This window comes from Butyrivibrio sp. VCD2006, from assembly GCF_000423925.1.
In the GTDB taxonomy this organism is placed as follows: Bacteria; Bacillota; Clostridia; order Lachnospirales; family Lachnospiraceae; genus Butyrivibrio.
The window spans coordinates 226864-247032 of the sequence record NZ_AUIX01000003.1; the positions used below are offsets into that span (position 1 = coordinate 226864).

Here is a 20169-nt window from a genome sequence, read left to right on the forward strand (position 1 = left end):
TTATGACAGCTCCTCAGTAATTGATTCTACAGCTCTCAGGATAGTAACTCTAAGCTCTTCATCCTTAAGCTTCTTATCAGATGCAGCACCGGCTAATTTCTCAAGCTGATGTCTGATTCTCTCAGTTCTCTCGATCATATGAAGTCTTTTCTCATATCCCTCAAGAGAATTCGTGCATCTTTTTAATAAATCATGAACTCCCTGCTTGCTGATATCATATTCCTCAGCTATCTCAACAAGTGAAAGATCATTATAGACCGCATCCTCATATACTTTTCTCTGATGATCAGTCAGAAGCTCACCGTAAAAGTCATATAAGAGCCCCTGCTCAACTATTTTTTCCATCGCATCTCCAATCAGATAATAAACAATATGAAAAAAGCGATACTATACGCACGAAGCATATAATATCGCATAAGTGTCAAAGTGTCAAGTAATTTTACTTTACTTTTATATTACTCTTTAGAAGATATATAAACATTAAGATTCACATCCGTATTAACCCCATCTACTCTGCCATTTCTGGAGTACTGCCACATACGGTATTCGTATGGATAATACTGCGGAAAATCATAGTAAGCTACCCAAATCGGGTATTTGCCAAGTGATTCGGGTTCCAAAAAATCTATGAAGGTTCGGATTGCTCCCATGATTATTGGTGTATATCCTTCTTCACTTATTCTGTCGCAAAACGCTGCAGATATCGCAGAATAATCCTTTTTGGTAAGCTTCGATGTTCTGGCATCTGTTGAAGTTGTCTGTTCAAGATCAATAGCAACAGGATAAGTAATATCATAATTAGCTATCTGTTTTATCACATACTCAGCTTCTTCAACAGCTTCTTCAGTATTTATGGCCTGTGAATAGAAATAAACTCCAACCTTCAGATCGGCCTTTAAAGCATCGGTAACATTCGTTTTAAAGTAGTCATCCTCAAGAATTCTGCCTTCAACAGAACCTCTTAAGCCTACACGTATCATAACAAAATCGATACCTTCGGATTTCACCTTATAAAAATCTATATCACCCTGGGTTCTTGATATATCGATTCCTCTGGTGATCTTAATGTCACCATTTTCACCGATATATTTAATTCGCCCTTCATCCGAAAGCTCCAGATCTTCGCCAGAGACCAAACTTTCCGGTATATTCTCATCGATGGGAGTAAAAAAATATTGTCCGGCATACTCAGTGACGATCTCATCAGGATAAAGAGACCTTATGGCGCCTAATCTGTCACCTTCAGTAATCTTTTCCCTAAAGCTCTCCCGAAGCCTTTCTCCCTCTTCCTTACGCGCCTTGGCATCAGCCTTTTCAATAAGCTGATTGGCCTGAGCAGTGGTATAATACCCCTCACTCTCAAGAGCATCCAATTCACTTTGCGACGCATCTGCCTGCCTTCTGGTAGCTGCATTATTAAGCAAAAGCCCTATGCATGTAGATAGCGCAAGAAGACTCACCAGGCTAAGAAAGATTACCGATATCAGATTTTTGGTATTCTTAACCATTTTGCTGTTTTTTTTGGGATTATTAGTATTCTTCATAGATTATTATATCCGCTCATCAAAATAGCTCTTATAGCCTTCGCCAAAAATCTCGGAAGCACTTGTAACGATCATAAATGCATCCGGATCCTCCTCGCGGACAATATCTTCTGCCGCAGGAGACATTCTCTTTTTAATTGCACAGAGTATAACTTTTTTATCTTCGCCGCTGTAAGCACCCTTGCCGAAAACATGCGTAACGCCAACATCAAGCTCATCCAAAAGTCTTGCAGTGATCTTGTCAGTGTTATTAGAGATTATATATATCAGCTTTGCCTCATCTCTACCATACAGAACGAAGTCGATAACATAAGAGGTTATCATAACCGCAAGGAATGAATAAAGAACTACTTTGATGTCCTTAAGAACCACTCCCGCAAAACTTACAACGAAAACATCCAACATCATAAATAAGACACCTGTCTTGATATGTGGATATTTCAATCTGAGTACCTTTATTATAACATCAGTGCCACCTGTCGTAGCATGACATTTAAAAGTGATACCAATTCCGAAAGCCACAAACACACTTCCGAAAATAACGCCAAGAATTACATCCTTAACTATAAAGCCAGTCGCATACCTGGCAAGAATATCCGTAAAAATGGAGTTGATTACTGTCGCATATACTGTCGAAATCGTAAACCTTATACCGAATTTGTAAATCGCCAGAAAAAGAATCGGAATATTCATTATCATGAACCAGACACCTGTTCCGATTGGAATAATCCTATTCACAACAATAGCAGCACCCGTAATACCACCGGGCGCTATATTATTGGGATCATTGAACATACTGGTTCCTATAGCATATAAAAATGCTCCAACCGTTATAAGAAAATAATCTGTTCCCTTTTTGGTAATCTTTTCTACATAGGTCATAATTTAAATAATTGTGCGAACAATCCTGGGCTTATAATTATGCTCTTCAAGTGTCTTAAGAATCTGATCCTTATGCTCGCTACCAAATGCCTCCAACGTAATTCTAAGTTCAACAGCTGCACTTCTGTTTATTGACACAAACTGGTTGTGCTCAAGCTTAATTACATTTCCGCCTGTCTTTGCAATTACATCTGCTACTGCAGCAAGCTGTCCGGGCTTGTCAGGAAGAAGGACAGAAACGGTAAAGATACGGTTTCTCATAATGAGTCCCTGCTGAACCACTGAGCTCATGGTAATAATATCCATATTACCGCCTGAAAGAACGCAGACAATTCTTTTATTCTTAACATCGAGCTGCTTTAAAGCGGCTACTGACAAAAGTCCGGAGTTCTCAACAACCATCTTGTGATTCTCAACCATATCAAGGAAAGAAACTACAAGATCCTCATCCGGAACTGCAATAATGTCATCAATGTTCTGCTGAATATAAGGGAATATCTTTTCACCAGGAGTCTTAACAGCTGTGCCGTCTGCAATTGTGTTTACAGTGGGCAGTGTTGTTACCTTGCCATTCTTAAGGCTCTCCTGCATACAGTTAGCTCCTGCAGGCTCAACACCAATTACCTTTATCTTAGGATTAAGGAGCTTTGCTAAAGTGCCTACGCCAGTAGCAAGTCCGCCTCCACCGATGGGAACAAGTATCATATCTACTGTAGGAAGCTCTTTGATTATTTCCATTGCTATTGTTCCCTGACCTGTAGCTACATCCAGATCATCAAAGGGATGAACAAAAGTATAGCCATGCTCATCAGCAAGCTTTAGCGCATGCTCACATGCCTCGTCATAAACATCCCCATGAAGTATTACTTCCGCACCAAGTGCCTTGGTTCTGTTAACTTTAATAAGCGGAGTAGAAGTAGGCATAACGATTGTAGCTTTAACACCATAGCTCTTTGCCGCATAGGCAACACCCTGAGCATGATTTCCCGCTGATGCAGTGATAAGTCCCTTATCTCTTTCTTCCTCAGACATAGTGGAAATCTTATAATACGCACCTCTAACCTTATAAGCACCGGTTCTCTGAAGGTTCTCAGGCTTTAAATAAACCTTACAGCCTGTAGCAGCACTCCAGTAATCGCTGTAAATAAGCTTGGTTTCAAGGGTTACTTTTTTCACATCCTCATATGCTTCCTCAAAAGCAGGAAGCGTAAGACTCTTCTTCTCCTCAGACATTTATGTCTCCTCCGCAAATAAACTGTTATTTATGAAAACAATGCATCTACAAATTGGTCGGAATTAAACCTCTCAAGATCCTCAAGGCCTTCACCGACACCTATATATTTCACAGGAATATTGAGCTCTGAAACGATTGCTACTGCAATTCCTCCCTTGGCTGTTCCATCAAGCTTTGTAAGAACAATTCCGGTCAGGTCTGCCACTTCTCCGAACTCTCTTGCCTGAGAAATTGCATTCTGTCCTGTTGTTCCGTCAAGAACGATAAAGTTTTCCCTGTGAATTCCCGGAAGCTCCTTGTCAAGAATTCTGTTCATCTTGGCAAGCTCCTCCATAAGATTCTTTTTATTATGGAGTCTTCCGGCAGTATCAATCATAAGAATATCACAATCTCTTGATCTGAAAGCAGAAACAGCATCATAGATAACACTTGCAGGATCAGCACCTTCTTTTCCGGCAATAAGCGGAACCTGTGCTCTCTCAGTCCACTCCCGAAGCTGCTCTGTAGCCCCTGCTCTGTAAGTATCCGCAGCAGCGACAAGAACCTTCTTGCCCTTCTGCCTGTAATGAGCTGCAAGCTTTCCTACAGATGTTGTCTTTCCTACACCGTTAACTCCTATCACAAAGATAACCGTTTTGCTATTTTCGAACTCATAGGTATCATCATCTGTTTTCATCTGCTCCCTGATATTGGAAACAAGAAGTGTCTTGCACGCCCAGGTATCAGTAATATGATTATCCCTTACCTGTTCACGAAGCTTGTCCATTATCCTGCTGGTAGCATTTACTCCGATATCACCCATGATGAGAGTCTCCTCGAGCTCCTCATAGAAATCCTCATCTACGGTTGAAAAATTGCTCAGAACATTATTAATGCCCTTAACAACACCTTCTTTAGTTTTTGTCAGTCCATTTTGTAACCTGGCAAAAAACCCATTTCCCATTAATCCGTTAACTCCTTATCAATCAAATTAACACTGACAAGCGTAGATACGCCCTTCTCCTGCATGGTAATACCATAGAGTCTGTCAGCACTTTCCATTGTACCACGCCTATGAGTAATTACAATAAACTGAGTAGATTTCAGCTTATGCAGATAATGAGCAAATCTCACTACGTTATTCTCATCAAGGGCAGCCTCAATCTCGTCAAGCAGGCAGAACGGTGAAGGCTTCAGATTCTGAATAGCAAATAAAAGTGCTATTGCTGCAAGGGCCTTCTCTCCACCGGACAGCTGCATCATATTTACCAGTTTCTTTCCCGGAGGCTGAGCATTTATTCTAATACCTGCCTCAAGAATATCTTCATCCTCAACAAGTTCCAGGGTACCCTTACCACCGCCGAACATTTCCTTAAATACTTTGTCAAACTCAGACTGGATTTTCGTGAACTCCTCCATGAACTGTTTTCTCATGGATTCGTCAAGTTCGGCAATAATCTCTCTAAGCTGGGTTTCAGCAGCAACAAGATCGTCATGCTGAGTCTTCATGAAGGTGTATCTCTCCATGAGAACTCTGTAGTCCTCTATGGCATTAACATTGACATCGCCCAACTTTCTGATAGCATCCTTTAATGTGCTTATCAGCCTTTTCATAGCAGACATATCATTAAGATTTTCATCTCTCATCGAAGAAGCATCCGTAAGAGTTATCTCATACTCATCCCACATATAATTTATCTGAGTCTCGATTGCTTCCTTAGCTCTCTCACATCTTGCACCAAGTCTGGTAACTTCCTTATCAAGTCCATTCATGGTCTGATTAAGTTCTTCAGTCAGTTTAAAGAAATTCTTCTGAGAAGCGGTAAGTTCTTCTTTTCTTGCACGTTTCTCCTCCATCTCTTTATTTACATCAGACTGAATATCTTTGGAACTCTCAATTGTAAGCTTGATCTCTTCGATATCTTTTTTACGCTGCTCAAGTATTTCGTTGTTTTCCTTGATGGAAGCAAGTATCTCATCAAGTGCAGCCTTCTCAGCGTCAATCTCACCGTTTATACGATCAAGATTCTGCTGTTCAAATGTCTCCTTCTGCAAAATCTTCTCATATTCAATATCCCAGACTGAAACATTCTCTGCTTCCTTCTCTTCTTCAGTATGAAGTCCTTCAAGCTTAGCCTGGAATTCTGTAACCTTAGCCGATTCATCGGCCTCTGTCTTCTCGGAAAGCTCCAGTGCTTTTGTATACTCAGTTCTTTCAGTACCAATCTCAATCATCAGTTTCTCGATTGATTCACTCTCAGCCTTCAGATCAGAGTAATTACCCTTTTGCTGGTTCTGTCTTTCCTTCTCATTCTCAACGTTGATTCTTGCTGTATTCTGTTCTATAAATTTTGTCTGCAGAGCTGTTCTCAGCTCCTCAACGATGACACGCAGCTCATTTCTTCGCTTTTTAGTGTCTTCTATTTCTTTTTGGAAAAGTGCAATATCATCCTTGCACTTCTTAATGTTTTTCTCAAGTTCCTCCATCTCCCTTCGTCTTCCAAGAAGGTTGGAACTATTCCTAAAGGTACCACCACTAATGGCTCCACCGGGAACAAGAAGTTCTCCCTCAAGAGTAACCATTCTGATAGTGTACTTGTATTTTCTGGCAATCTGAACTGCATTATCAACCGTATCAACTACAACAATTCGGCCAAGCATTGCCTTGGCAACGCTTCTGTAACGATCCTCTGTATCGACAAGTTCGTCTGCCATTCCGAGAACGCCCTTTTCCTCGAGCGCTTCCTGTGCTTTAAATTCCTGAGGTTCACGTATGCTGGTGAGTGGAAGGAAGGTTGCTCTTCCTGCCTTGGTCTTCTTGAGGTAAGCTATCATCTCCTTAGCCGTTTCCTCATCATCAGTAACTATGTTTTGAATATTTCCGCCAAGTGCAATCTCAATAGCAGTCTCGTATTTAGGCTGCGTCTTTATAATATCCGCAACAACACCTATGATTCCGGGATTACTATCCTTTTTTTCCATTACCTTTTTAACACTGCCACCATAGCCCTCGTAGCGCTCGGTAAGGTTACTCAGTGTTTCAAGTTTGGATTTCTCCTGTGTATATAGATTTTGTGTATCGCGAAGCTTAGCATCCTTGGCAGAAAGCTTATCTCTGATTCCGGCCAGCTCATTCTCAGAGTCCTTCTGCTTCATATTCATTTTGCGGATCTCATCTGTAATCTGGTCAAACTCTGCCTGGAGCTTTTTGATGATTTCTTCCTGCTGTGACTCATCGGAACGCGCTTTAACAAGCTTACCAGTAAGCTCAGCCTTGCGGATATTGATCTGCTCCTGTCTGGTATCAAGAGAACTAAGCTTGGACTTAATTGTAGATCTGTCAGAGAGTGTTTCTATAATTCTACTCTTACAATTCTCAATCTCGTTATTTATCTCACCTATCTGTGAAACGATTCCATCAAGCTTTTTTCTTGCTTCCTGTCTATCCGCTGAAAGTGCTTCAAGCTCTTTGTCTATTTCACCTTTAGCTAAAAGGACTTTATCTCTTTCCTTTTCCTTCTCTAAAATCTTAGACTCTTCGTCGACTTTTCTTTTTTCAAAATGCTCAGCATCACTGGTTGCGGATCTGATCTGCTCATTCATGATACCGATCTGGCCTTCGAGCTTCTCTCGCTTTACCGACGTATCGGTAATCTTTGCTCTGGCTTCCTCAATATCATGGTCCAAAACTTCCAGTTCTTCCTGAATCTGCTCATACTGAGTTTTTGTATCCTCGTACTTTTCCTTAGCCTCTTCCAGGTTCTTGGATGCAATCTCTAAGTTTTTCTCAGATTCCTCTAAGTTCTTCTTCTGTGATGCATTTTCCAAAAGGAACATATTAACATCAAGGGTCTTCAGTTCTTCTTTATGTTTCAGGTATACCTTAGCAACCTCAGATTGCTTTTCAAGTGGTTCAACCTGCTTTTCAAGCTCGGAAAGAATATCATTTACACGAGTAAGATTTTGTTTCTCCTGCTCAAGCTTCTTAACAGCTGTATCCTTTCTTGACTTGAACTTAACAATACCTGCTGCTTCATCAAAAAGATTTCTTCTGTCCTCAGGCTTACTTGAAAGAATCTGGTCAATCTGACCCTGTCCTATGATAGAGTATCCCTCTTTACCTATACCTGTATCAAAGAAGAGCTCATTGACATCCTTAAGTCTGCATGAGTTACCGTTGATCATATATTCACTCTCTCCGGAGCGGTAAAGCCTTCTGGAGACAGTTACTTCATCATATTCTATAGGAAGCGCGTGATCCGAATTATCAAGCGTTATAGCGACATAAGCGTAGCCTAAGGGTTTCCTAAGCTCCGTTCCTGCAAAGATTACATCCTGCATGGTACCGCCTCTGAGCTGCTTGATTCTCTGTTCTCCAAGAACCCATCTTACAGCATCAGCGACGTTACTCTTACCGGAACCGTTAGGTCCAACAATTCCGGATATTCCATTGTGAAATTCCAGTTTTATCTTATTTGCAAATGACTTAAAGCCGTGAATTTCTATGCTTTTTAAATACATGTTACTCTTTTTTCAGTTCCAGGATTGCCTGATAAGCAGCCTTCTGCTCAGCTGCTTTTTTGGTTCGTCCTGACCCCTCTCCCAATTTTTTATCACCTACGAAAACCGCAGACTCGAATATTTTATCATGTTCGGGACCTTTTTCGCCACAAATTTCATATCGCAGCTCTCCCACATTGTCCCTCTGTACAATCTCTTGAAGCACAGACTTACTATCATAGAAAATCTGCTTTTCTTCGGGATTATCCAAAATAAACTTCTCAATATGAGCCTTAGCAGCCGTGATTCCGCTATCAAGGTAAATAGCACCGATTATTGCTTCCATAACATCAGCTATTATGGATTCTCTGTAGCGTCCACCGGTAGCCTCTTCTCCTTTACCAAGAATCAGGTACTTTTCAAGGTGAATTGAACCGGCACAATATGCAAGCGCAGGCTCGCAGACCATAGATGCTCTCATCTTGGTCATCTCGCCCTCTTTTTTATCAGGGTACTTATTAAACAGGTAATGACTTGATACAAGTTCAAGGACAGCGTCTCCCAAAAACTCAAGTCTCTCGTAGTCCCCTCTTTTATTAATCTTCTGTTCATTTGCATATGAGCTATGTGTGAGCGCCTGCAAAAGAAGATTCTTATCCTTAAAATGATATCCGATACTTTCCTGTAACTCGTTAAGTTCATTCTCGCCTATCATAAAGATTCTCTCCTAAAAACAAAGTGATATGATGCAAAGCAAACACGGCTGGCTCTGCTCCATATCACCTGATTATCGTTGTTATTGTTTATCAGCCTTCATTTCTGGCTTTTTTCAGAAGCTCAACTGCCTCACCTACTGTTGTAATTTTCTCAGCAAGCTCTGCATCGATTTTCACGTCAAACTCATCCTCGATACCCATAATAATCTGGAAAACATCAAGTGAATCTGCACCAAGATCATCAGTAAAGGTTGAATCCATAGTGATCTCATTTACATCAACATTGAGTACTCCGGCAATAACTTCCTTAAGCTTTTCGAATTCCATAACTTTTCCATCCTTTTATATATTTTGCAATGATTAAATTGCAATTCATATCTGTGTTCTAAAACTATAATACAATTCTTAGTACATTTACAAGTGTTTTATAACCCGTCAAGCATCCGCTAAAATTGACTCTTTAATCTTTTCAGCAATATTCTGCTCTTTAAAGGTTACGCACTGCAAAATACTGTTTTTAACCTCTACAGCGTTGGCACTTCCATGTGTTTTAACAACAAGTCCTGTAAGTCCAAGCATCGGGGCTCCGCCATAGCGGTCCATGTCATAGTCCTTAAGTACATTCTTAAGCGTAGGCTTTATCAGTAGTCCACCGATCTTGGCGCGAAGGTTACTCATAAGTCCCTTCTTAACCACCTTCAGAAGTGTCGTAGCAACGCCTTCATACATTTTAAGAATAACATTACCGGTGAAAGCTTCGCATACGATTACATCTGCAACTCCAAGCGGTATATCCCTTGCCTCAACTGAACCGATGAAATTAATATCAGGACAATTCTTGAGAAGAGGAAATGTCTCCTTAACAAGAGCGTTACCCTTTTCCTCCTCAGCTCCGATATTAACAATTCCGACTCTTGGTCTTTTTATTCCGCATACATTCTCCATGTACACAGAACCCATCTTAGCAAACTGAACCAGATGAGACGGTCTTGCATCTACATTAGCTCCACAGTCTATAAGGAGTGAAACTCCATTCTCAGTAGGGATAAGCGGAGCAAGGGGAGATCTCTCAACCCCTTTTATTCTACCAATAATGACCTGACCTCCAACAAGAGTAGCTCCCGTACTGCCGGCAGAAACATAGGCATCGCATTCACCGTGCTTTACAAGAAACATTGCTTTCACAATAGAAGAATCCTTCTTGGTTCTTATAGCCATAACCGGAGGTTCTGCCATTTCAATAACCTCCTCAGCATTCACTATCTCAATACGCTCAGTATCATAAGTGTATTTTGAAAGCTCATCCTTAACAATCTGTTCTTTACCAACAAGAAAAATCTTAAGTCTGTCAGATTCTCCCAATGCCTCAACAGCACCCTTTACAATCTCCACAGGTGCATTGTCGCCACCCATGGCGTCAACCGCTACCTTAACAAGCTCAGCCATAATTCCTCCGCATAAATGTAAATCTTAAATAATTCATAAAAATTCTACTAAATAAATATAAAAAAAGCAACGCAAAAACCCGAGGTTATAATAAACCTCGGGTTTTAATACTCTAAATAATTTAATATCAATCCTCGTTAACCACAACGCTCTTCTTGTTGTAGTAGCCACATTTCTTGCAAACCTTGTGAGGCTGCATAAGCGCGCCACAGTGGCTGCACTTAACCAGTGTGGGAGCAGTCATTTTCCAGTTTGCTCTTCTCTGGTCTCTGTGACCCTTGGAAGACTTATTCTTCGGGCAGATAGACATTCGGTAACACCTCCTTACAGCGTTCATATCATGAACCATAAATGGTCATTTGCATTTGTCAACACACTCTTGCCATTATAAGCACTAAATGTGATGTTGTCAATGAAAATTTTATTAATTATAAGCCCTCAGCCGTCAGCTTCGCTGACGCCTTCTTCAAGAGGGAGAAGGCATACAATTGGGAATTTATTTGCAAAGCTCATTTGTGTCTCTTGCAATTGCAAGCTCTTCGTTAGTAGGAACTACAAGAACCTTAACTTTTGAATCGGAAGTTGATACTTCTTTCTCTTTTCCGTGAACCTCATTGGCATCCTTATCAATCTTAACGCCAAGGAAACCAAGTCTGTCACAAATGATATTTCTTACAAGAGGACCATTCTCTCCAACACCGGCAGTAAAGCAGATGCAGTCAACTCCATCCATAGCTGCGGCATATGATCCAATATACTTTGCTACGCGATAGCAGAATGTATTAATAGCACGAATGCAGCCCTTATCGCCCTTAAAATAGCCATCCTCAAGGTCTCTGAAGTCTGATGATACATCTCCTGAAAGTCCGTAAACACCTGACTTCTTATTAAGGACATTCTCTGCCTCAGCGACATCCAATCCCTCTTTCTTCATTATAAATTCAACAACGGAAGGATCAATGTCACCACTTCTGGTACCCATGATAAGTCCTTCAAGAGGTGTAAGTCCCATTGAAGTATCTACGCATCTACCATCCTTAACTGCGGATACTGATGCACCGTTACCAAGATGACAAACGATTGTCTTAAGGTTGTTATAATCTTTGCCAAGCATCTCAGCAGCTCTCTTGCTAACATAAGAATGGCTTGTTCCGTGGAAACCATATCTGCGGATCTTATACTTCTCATAAAGTGAATAAGGTATGCCATAAAGGTAAGCTTCCTCGGGCATTGTCTGATGGAAAGCAGTATCAAAGACTGCAACCATAGGCACACCGGGCATTGCCTTCTTACATGCTTCTATACCGATAAGATTTGCAGGATTGTGGAGAGGTGCAAGATCAGATACCTCTTCAATAGCCTTGATTACTTCTTCATCGATAACAACGGACTTTGTGAATTTCTCACCGCCGTGAACAATTCTGTGACCTACTGCACCAATCTCATCAAGAGATGCAATAACACCTGTATCCTTGTTGGTAAGAGCCTCAATAACAAGCTCAATAGCACGGTTGTGATCCGGAATTGCTGTATCATTTGTAATCTTATCGCCATCACCGGGAGTAAAAACTATTCTGCCGTCGATGCCGATTCTCTCACAAATACCCTTTCCTAATACATTCTCTGTCTCTGAATCAATAAGCTGGAATTTAAGTGATGAACTTCCGCAATTGATAACCAGTATTTTCATTATGTAACCTCCATGATAATATATTTTTTATGAAGACTGTAGGAATTATAGCTGAATTTAATCCTTTCCACAAGGGGCATGAATACTTGATCCGGACGCTAAAAAAAGAGACCGGGTCCGATTATGCTGTCATTGTTATGAGCGGTGATTATACTCAGCGCGGAGCTCCAGCAATCTTCGATAAATATACAAGAACTAAAATGGCACTCCTCTCGGGAGCTGACCTTGTATTAGAGCTGCCCATATATTATAGCACATCCAGCGCCGAGTTTTTTGCCGGAGGTGCCATATCAATTTTAAACGGGCTTTCCTGTGTAGATTACCTTGGTTTTGGCTCAGAATCAGGCGATCTTAAATCGATGCAAAAAATTGCAGGCATCCTGGCAGAGGAGCCTTCTGATTTTTCTACCATTCTAAAGGAATCTCTAAAATCAGGGAAAAGTTATGCCGCAGCCAGATCTGCTGCACTCTCATCATTTGCCGGGACCAATTCGTCAATAATCTCAAATCCCAACGACATTTTGGGTACAGAGTACATAAGAGCACTGCTTCTCCAGGGCAGTAACATAGAACCAATTTCCATTAAAAGAATTGGTGCAGGATATAACGACGATACCCTCTCAAATGATTCTGATGCTTTCTCTTCAGCAAAGGCAATACGTAGTGCTCTGGAATCATGCGAAGACGTTACCTCTGATTTAGATACTATTATGTCAAAGCTTCCTATAGAAGTTTATAAGCTAATGGCCAGGATGAACTCACAGGGCAATCTTCAAACCACTTCCTGTGATGATTTTTCAGAGCTCCTTCATTATAAACTGCTGTCAGAGAAATCCTCAGGTTTCGATAAGTATCTTGATGTCAGTCCGGATTTATCTGATAAAATCATCCGAAGGTTATCTGAGTATACCACCTTTTCAGAATTTGTCATGAAGCTCAAATCAAAAGATCTGACCTATGCACGTATAAGCAGAGCTCTGCTGCATATTCTTCTTAACATGACTTCTGAAAAGATGAATATTTATACCAATGACCGCAAAAACTTTTTGTCCTACGCAAGAATACTTGGTTTTAATAAGTCAGCCTCACCCTTAATGAAAAAAATACAGGAATGCTCTCGCATCCCTGTTATTTCAAAGCTTTCAGACTCGTATAAAGCACTTGATGCAGATTCCTATATGCTCCTAAGCGAAACTATAGCTGCATCAAACATCTATGATCTTATCAGAGGTGCTGACATAATTAATGAATACGCCAAACAGGTAATCATTTCTTCTGATACATGTACGCCCCAAGGCTGAACCTTTGAACCTCTTCATCACCAAAAGCAGCCACTTCATCGAAGTCAAAGCCGGGAACAGTTACCTCTGTATCTCCTGTGCCCTCTTTAAGCGGAGCACTCTGCGCTTCCTTGATTTTTTTGACATAATCAATCTCATAGTTGATCTGCTTTGCAAGATATAGCAGCCCACCCATTTTCATGACATCATAGTCTTCATAGGCAATTTTTACATGCTTTTCAATTTCTTCCTCCACGCTCTCTTTAGGGCATTTCTTAAGAAAATCGACTGCCATGTGAAAGTATGCCTCATCCACATCACGTAAACAATCAAACAAAAAATCCGCACTCTGAAGGAAATTATTGGGTTGTTTTAAATCTTCAAGCAGCTTTATTCCATTGCAGACACTGAATTCATTTTTATAATCATCAAAGTCCATATAATGAGAAAGAGCAATCTTTCCATTTCTCACAGCGCTGGCAGTTTTTGCTATCTCAGCATCGGATAATACTCTCTCGAAAAAGTCGGCATTGGGAGCTCCACTTTTAGACACAGGTGCATACTTTTGCTTTGAAGTATCGGAACTGTCTTTTGTTTTGTTGCTTGCGATGTATTTCTCCCAAAGATACCTGACTCTTCCCCAATCAGCTCTTGAAAGCTCATCGGCAGGTCTGCGCAAGGCAGTCTTAAATTCCGCGTCAGCATTTACAGGCATAGTTTTAAAATACTCGCCTCTCTCTTCAAAAAATGCCTCAATACTATTGCTAATATCAGGAAGCTTAGCCATAAGCGGCAGCTTTATTATAGTTCCATCAATTGCATATATCTCATTTTCATCTTTGTTGTATCCGCAAATCAGATCTATCGGAAGATATCCGCCCAGTATGCATACCCATTTATCACTTTTGCTAACTTTAACAGCTTTATGTTTTTTGCAAGAGCTGTGAGGGACAAATTCCTCATTACGAAGAATATCTATTATCTGCGAAAGCTTGAACATCTTGCCAAAATGCGGCATAACGTTATATCTTTTGCTTGTCTTTTTTGCTGATTCTTTAAGCGCACCTATTTTTTCAGATAGTCTTTCGAGCTTTTCTCCAAAGGGACCTCTTTCATCTATCAGATACAAAAACAAAAGTGTAAATGCCGGGATATACAAAAAGATGGAAACCATACCTGCAATCTCACTTCCAAGCAAGTATGCGGTGGCCACAGATAGCAGTGAGGAAGCGGCAAGAGCCAATGCTTCCATTCCAAAGATCAAAAAGAAGACTTTTTTGCCGGCATCAAACCTCTCCTCCGGTGTTCCACGCTCGGCTTTATCAAGTAACTTATCTAACATAACAAAAACTCCAATACTACTTTAATCATACTTCCCAAGTAGGAAATTATAGCAGAATTGGAGCTTTTTATAAAGTTAGATGTGGGCCAAAAATGCGCAGTTTCCTATATTATCCTGCCGTTATCTGGTCCGGAAAAATTTCAGAAGGCATAGGTTTCGCAAAATAGAAGCCTTGTATCATTTCGCATCTGAGTTTCCTTATGAAATCATATTGTTCCTGAGTTTCCACACCCTCAACAACTATCTGCAGTCCAAGCCTCTTTGCCATCTGAACTACAGATTCAAGTACAATCAGTCCCTTCTCACTATTTTCGATGTTTCTAAGGAAATACATATCAATCTTTACGATATCAAGTGGCATATCCTTGAACATATTAAGATTTGAGTAGCCGCTTCCAAAGTCATCCATCATAACTATGAAACCGTTCTCTCTAAGCTTCCTTAACATGGTTATGATATTCTCCATGTTATCGTTAAAAGCGCTCTCTGTGAGTTCTATTTTTATAAGCTTATGATCAAGTCGATATTTGTCTACAGTGGCTATTATTTCTTCAACAATTCCATAATGATCTACGTCAACTCTTGAAAAATTGACAGAAACAGGAACAACATCAAGCCCCTGATTGATCCATTCTCTTAAGATTCTGCACACCTCATCTAGAACATAGAGATCAAGCTCGGTAATAAAGCCATTTTTCTCAAGGATCGGTATAAAATCACCTGGATTGATCATTTGATTCTTTGAATCGATCCATCTAACCAGTGCCTCAGCGCTGACTCGCTCCCTTGTCATTGTGTCACATACAGGCTGCAGGTAAACCTTAAACTCTCTATCCTGAATTGCACCGCGTACTCTCTGCTCAACGGATTTCCTGTGTTCATCTTCTTTTCTTATATCAGCATCATAAAAGGCGACATTAGTTTTGAAATTACCGGAAACCCATTTAAGCGCATACCCCGCATGATCAAGCATCTTATTGATATCATTATCACCCTCTTCGAGTCTGTAAACACCCGCATAGAATGATACCGCATAATCTAGTCCAGTGAGGGGATTTGTGATAGATTCAGATAGGCTGGCATTTGTTATTGTATTTATTGACAGCTCTTCATCAAGTAATACCGCAAAGGTATCTCCGCCTATTCTTCCGCAAACAGCCTTATTCTTAGCATTATCCACGCACCGCTTAATATTTTCTGCCAGAAGCATCAGAACCTTATCGCCATTCTCCATTCCGGTCCTCTCATTAAGCTCCTGCATATGATATACCTGAACCTTTACCATGGAATAGCCTTCCATGCTCTGCTTATGCATAAGTTCATCACAAGACCTTATAAAACCGGTTCTGTTATTAAGTCCTGTAAGCTCATCAATAGTTACATCAACAAAACAGAATACAACAATAGTCATGGCTACAGCCAAAGCTATAATAAGTCCTGTAAGTGAATGTTCAGGAAGTATTATCTGATATATCAGATCGAAAATAGTGATCATAAAAACAGTTATCAGAAGTCTCTTTCTGATTCGACCCAGATATCTTGAATGCCTGAATGTACATGCTCCCACCATGCTGGCACACAAAAGATAATAGACAAAAGAAAGCCATGATAATGGACCATGTGAATAGTACATGGTTTCTTTATCCATTTTGAAAAGCAGATCAAAGAAAATATTGCCGAAGGTCGAAGCAGCTATCACAATAGCAAGGCTACCATCCATGAATAGTCTGTTAACCTTCTCTCCGCAAAGTTCATAAAAGTATTTAGCTGAATTATATGGAATAAGGAAAAGTACGCAAAAATACAACAGAAGCAAAAAGTAAGTAATATAGTAAGTTTTCGGGTTTGCTATCTGCAAAAGAATAATAGTTACAGAATCAAGAAGATTATATGCAATTGCACAAAGAATAAGGAGCTTTAGACTTAAGCTAAAGTTCTTCATAAGTTTGGGGCGAATCCAGGCACATATTAAGCTAGTCATTATTACCATTATTCCGGCAACATCAAACTGATATGAAAATTGCATATTATTCCTCAAAAAACGACAAAAGAAGAGATGATGCCCCCTAAAGTACATCAACTCTCCTCCTTGGTATTAATTATAATATATAATTTGACATATATTATTTCAAGCGATTTTTAGGCCTACTAAGGTTTTTTTCGTTAGATTTTGAAATATGTTTACCAAACTTTAATGATTTATAATCTTTTTTTCGTTTATAATAATATATAACGAAATTAATATACAATTTCCTTACTGTCGGTATTTATTCCTTCAAAAATCATGAACTTTTTTCATATAAAAGGAGCCTTATGGGACTGTTAACTCTTAATCCGAATCAGGTATTACACAGAAGCGGTGACAAAGTAGAAACTCTTGAAATTGTTGTAAAAGGGTCTGTTTCCATTGCCATTGAAGGAGAAGCTATTGATGTTGGAGTAGGCGGTATACTAGGCTGCGCTGAGCGCCCCGGTGAAACATACATCTACACCTATACTGCTAAAGAAGAATCCTCTGTCTTCTCATATCCCTTTAACTCAATTGACGATATTTACAAGATTATCAGCTCAAATCCAAAGATCTCTCCAATACTGGCAGCTCAGACCATAAAGACTGTAGTTTACGCACTTGATAAATTGAACTCTGATTATGATAAAGCTTTAGAAGATTTCAATCAGCTTGATGTCGATAAAGCAGATTACCCCATGATGGCTGTTTCTGTCGGAGCGGAAGTCGAGGATTTCCCCGAACTTGATACGGTAAGCCCTCCTATCAAGTCTCAGGCACTTTTAGATTGGCAGGAAAAATTCTACCGCACTCTTGCTGACAATGAAGAAATACTGAAAAAAACCTGCTATGCGAGATCTGCTGATATCGCTAATGGCTTCATTATGAATGCGCTTGAAGCGCTTTCATTTGTTTCAGCATGCCGCGAAAAGCTTCTTGAATATAAAAAGGACTACCAGAAAAAGGTCGGAAAATTCAGGTCAACTATCCAGCTCATACGCGCCAAGTCTGCTGATATGAAGAGAAATGGCTCTGAAGGTGAAGCTACAGATATTGATATCAAGGATGCTTTAAATACTATTCTGCAATATGCAAATGTGGATGAAAAAACCACTGAAAGCTTCCGGAATATCATTCATGAATTCAAAAAAACATCTACCAGATATGACTCCTCTGATGAGAGCAGAGCTTTAAGACGAAGCGTCGGTGTTGATTATTATAAGATTTATAGCTCGGCATTCTTAAGAAGCTTAAGTGACCCTGCTGTTCCTTCTGAAGTAATGATGTTCTTGATGTTCGGATTTGTGGATGAGGATCTTGCAGGCCGTGAAAACACGAGACAACTTTATGCTCTCATGAAAACCTATAAACCGGATCCAAACGGTTATGTTATCACAGCCTATGAATGGCTAAAAAAGATTTACAACATGGAGCTTGACCCCTCCAGAAATGAATTCGACGAGGATTACTTTACCGCTCTCCGCACGCTTAAAACCAGCGGAGATATCACTGAGGCAGAGATGGAAGAAATGAAATTGGATCCCACATCGCGCCTTAAATTCGAGATTAAAAATCTTCTTGCCCTTGGTAACAGAATGACCTATGGAAGGCCTTCAACCTATACTCCTGTTTTCGATGCCGAAAATGTAATACGACCTCTGGATGTTGCTTATATCGATGCAAAGAAAATTAACGACTTTTATGATTATATAAGGTCTATTGACTATTCAGTATTCTGCAGACAGGGCAGCTACTCCAATCCTGATATTGGTGTAACACAGGTATTCATTGATGAGGACGTAACCCCTTACATGATTCTTATGCCAAATATGGGAAGCCGCGCTTCTCTTTGGCAGGAAATTGAAGGCAAGAAAAGAAACACTCCCGCCAGATTTATTATTTCGATTTTCAACACAGAAACCTTTGAAGATGTTATGATACGTCTATGCGGCGAATTCCGATGGGAAATGTGCAAGACTGAGCAGGGTGTACACTGGAACGATGTAACTGACCCTTCACTTACATCGATGTATTGCGATTATCTTCAGTTTTACAAAAAGAATCACTCTCTTTCAACAGAGATGAAGGAAAAACTACGAACTGATCTTAAGAAAAACAGTAATAATTACAAGAATGTATTTATCGGTGACTATATGAGTTATATAAAATTTGAGGCAAATTCATCGCCTCGTCTCAATAAAGTTGCCAGAGAAATACTATTTACATTCTGTGCTTTTTCACAGGAGGTCAGGGAAAAGTTATCAGATAATCCTCAATATGGAGAACTGATAAAGAAGCGTGCTGCACATCAGAATGGACTTATGCGCCCTATCGCCAATACCATCAGAAAGATTCAGAATGAAGGAAATGAAGTACCTCAGATCATAAAGGATCAATATGAATTTTTAAAGAAATAGTTGTTTGAAAGGATTTTATTTATGCAAACCAGATGCGACGAATGTACCTACTACGAATATGATGAAGACGATGAGACCTACTACTGCGGAGTGAATATGGACGAAGACGACTACGCAAGGCTCATGGGCAATTCAAAAAGTGAATGTCCATTCTACAGAAATAACAATGAATATGAAGTCGTAAAGCATCAGATGTAATGTATTCAAAAAAGAGGAGCTACTGCTCCTCTTTAATTATGTCATTCATTTTAATGGGTTCTGTCATAAACGTCTCTGATATAGTCACGATTCTCTCTAGCATATCTGTTAGTGGAAACAGGGCTGACATGTCCCATCATAAACTGTACAGCCTCTATGTCAGCACCTCTCTCTACAAGATGTGCCGCGAAGCTATGTCTTAGTGCTTCAGGTGTTATAGGCACTTTTATATCTGCCTGTCTTGCATAGCTCTTCACTAATTTCCAAACACCCTGTCTGCTCATAGCCTCTCCCTGATAATTTATAAATAGAAGCTCTTCATCAGTTCTTGTTATGAGGTGTCGCCTTCCATCCTGCAGATACCTGGTTAAAACTGCCTTCGTCCTTTTATCAAAGGGAATTATTCTCTCCGTTTTATTGTTTTTACAGGCAATACTGCCTATCTGCATATCAAGCTGAGATATCTTTATGCCAATGAGTTCAGAAACCTTAATACCGGTTGCATACATTAGCTCAAGCATCGCTGAGTCTCTCTGTCCCTTTGCGGTACGCGCATCTGGCATATCAAGTAAATCTTCTATCTGTCTTCTTGTCAAAACATTTGCTTTTGGCAACTCAACCTTTGGTGCAATTAGATTCTCTGATGCATCAATCGCAACTATTTCATTTTTAACAAGGTACTTAAATAAAGCCTTTATTGAAACAATATTTCTCGCAATAGTAGCAGGAGAATAACCCTTTTCGGAAAGCTGACCAAGATGATCCTTTAGAACTTTTTCAGAAACCTTGCCTATTTCAGTTATTCCAAGCGAATCTACATAGTTCTCAAGTTTTGACAGATCACATTGATAAGATTTCAGTGTATTCTGGCTCATCCCCCCGGACTTTAAACATTCATTAGTAAAATCCTGTATTTCTTTCATTTGCCATCAC

At 40.0% G+C, this 20169-nt stretch carries 17 protein-coding genes; 3 read left to right on the forward strand and 14 right to left on the reverse strand.

Annotated features, from left to right (window positions below; all coding sequences use genetic code 11):
- From ylxM to G586_RS0103845, 11 genes are all read right to left on the reverse strand, one after another.
- Window positions 1-345 (reverse strand): YlxM family DNA-binding protein, encoded by a 345-nt coding sequence (gene ylxM / locus G586_RS0103795; RefSeq protein WP_026526650.1) that lies wholly within the window; start codon window positions 343-345, stop codon window positions 1-3.
- Between the two features lie 110 nt (window positions 346-455).
- Window positions 456-1544: a GH25 family lysozyme gene (locus G586_RS24605; protein WP_051204492.1), complete on the reverse strand. Its 1089-nt coding sequence runs from the start codon at window positions 1542-1544 to the stop codon at window positions 456-458.
- Between the two features lie 6 nt (window positions 1545-1550).
- Entirely contained in the window at window positions 1551-2426 is an 876-nt protein-coding gene (locus G586_RS0103805; RefSeq protein WP_026526651.1) for a YitT family protein, read from the reverse strand.
- A gap of 3 nt (window positions 2427-2429) precedes the next feature.
- Window positions 2430-3659 carry a threonine ammonia-lyase gene (gene ilvA / locus G586_RS0103810; RefSeq protein ID WP_026526652.1) on the reverse strand — a complete coding sequence of 410 codons (1230 nt, stop codon included), beginning with the start codon at window positions 3657-3659 and terminating at the stop codon, window positions 2430-2432.
- Between the two features lie 29 nt (window positions 3660-3688).
- Entirely contained in the window at window positions 3689-4603 is a 915-nt protein-coding gene (ftsY, locus tag G586_RS0103815) for a signal recognition particle-docking protein FtsY (protein ID WP_026526653.1), read from the reverse strand.
- A complete protein-coding gene (smc, locus tag G586_RS0103820; protein ID WP_026526654.1) occupies window positions 4603-8160 on the reverse strand; it encodes a chromosome segregation protein SMC in 3558 nt (1185 codons plus the stop codon). Before smc ends, ftsY begins: the two co-directional genes overlap by 1 nt.
- Window position 8161: 1 nt before the next feature.
- Complete coding sequence (gene rnc, locus G586_RS0103825; protein WP_026526655.1) at window positions 8162-8854, reverse strand: ribonuclease III; 693 nt, start codon at window positions 8852-8854, stop codon at window positions 8162-8164.
- A gap of 91 nt (window positions 8855-8945) precedes the next feature.
- Window positions 8946-9182 (reverse strand): acyl carrier protein, encoded by a 237-nt coding sequence (acpP, locus tag G586_RS0103830; RefSeq protein ID WP_022760223.1) that lies wholly within the window; start codon window positions 9180-9182, stop codon window positions 8946-8948.
- Between the two features lie 108 nt (window positions 9183-9290).
- Window positions 9291-10301: a phosphate acyltransferase PlsX gene (gene plsX / locus G586_RS0103835; protein ID WP_026526656.1), complete on the reverse strand. Its 1011-nt coding sequence runs from the start codon at window positions 10299-10301 to the stop codon at window positions 9291-9293.
- A gap of 127 nt (window positions 10302-10428) precedes the next feature.
- Entirely contained in the window at window positions 10429-10611 is a 183-nt protein-coding gene (gene rpmF / locus G586_RS0103840; protein ID WP_022760225.1) for a 50S ribosomal protein L32, read from the reverse strand.
- 186 nt (window positions 10612-10797) lie between these two features.
- A complete protein-coding gene (locus G586_RS0103845; RefSeq protein ID WP_026526657.1) occupies window positions 10798-11991 on the reverse strand; it encodes an acetate/propionate family kinase in 1194 nt (397 codons plus the stop codon).
- A gap of 29 nt (window positions 11992-12020) precedes the next feature.
- Here G586_RS0103845 and G586_RS21665 point away from each other — a divergent pair, with 29 nt between their 5' ends.
- Window positions 12021-13292, forward strand: coding sequence for a nucleotidyltransferase (locus G586_RS21665; RefSeq protein WP_035772378.1), 1272 nt, complete (start codon window positions 12021-12023; stop codon window positions 13290-13292).
- Here the strand turns inward: G586_RS21665 and G586_RS0103855 are convergent.
- Both G586_RS0103855 and G586_RS24610 read right to left on the reverse strand, forming a co-directional pair.
- Window positions 13258-14613, reverse strand: a complete 1356-nt coding sequence (locus G586_RS0103855; protein WP_026526658.1) for a hypothetical protein — start codon at window positions 14611-14613, stop codon at window positions 13258-13260. The two genes, G586_RS21665 and G586_RS0103855, sit on opposite strands and share 35 nt — an antisense overlap.
- 109 nt (window positions 14614-14722) lie before the next feature.
- A complete protein-coding gene (locus G586_RS24610) occupies window positions 14723-16639 on the reverse strand; it encodes a putative bifunctional diguanylate cyclase/phosphodiesterase (RefSeq protein ID WP_051204494.1) in 1917 nt (638 codons plus the stop codon).
- A 287-nt stretch (window positions 16640-16926) separates the two neighbouring features.
- On the opposite strand from G586_RS24610, the gene G586_RS24615 reads away from it, so the two are divergent.
- Together G586_RS24615 and G586_RS26515 are read left to right on the forward strand one after the other, a co-directional pair.
- On the forward strand, window positions 16927-19038 hold the full coding sequence (locus tag G586_RS24615; protein ID WP_051204495.1) for a Crp/Fnr family transcriptional regulator: 2112 nt from the start codon (window positions 16927-16929) through the stop codon (window positions 19036-19038).
- 21 nt (window positions 19039-19059) lie between these two features.
- Window positions 19060-19236, forward strand: a complete 177-nt coding sequence (locus tag G586_RS26515; protein WP_196811541.1) for a DUF6472 family protein — start codon at window positions 19060-19062, stop codon at window positions 19234-19236.
- Between the two features lie 50 nt (window positions 19237-19286).
- Here the strand turns inward: G586_RS26515 and G586_RS0103875 are convergent, their stop codons facing one another.
- Window positions 19287-20159 carry a tyrosine-type recombinase/integrase gene (locus G586_RS0103875; protein WP_026526659.1) on the reverse strand — a complete coding sequence of 291 codons (873 nt, stop codon included), beginning with the start codon at window positions 20157-20159 and terminating at the stop codon, window positions 19287-19289.
- Between the last annotated feature and the right edge of the window lie 10 nt (window positions 20160-20169).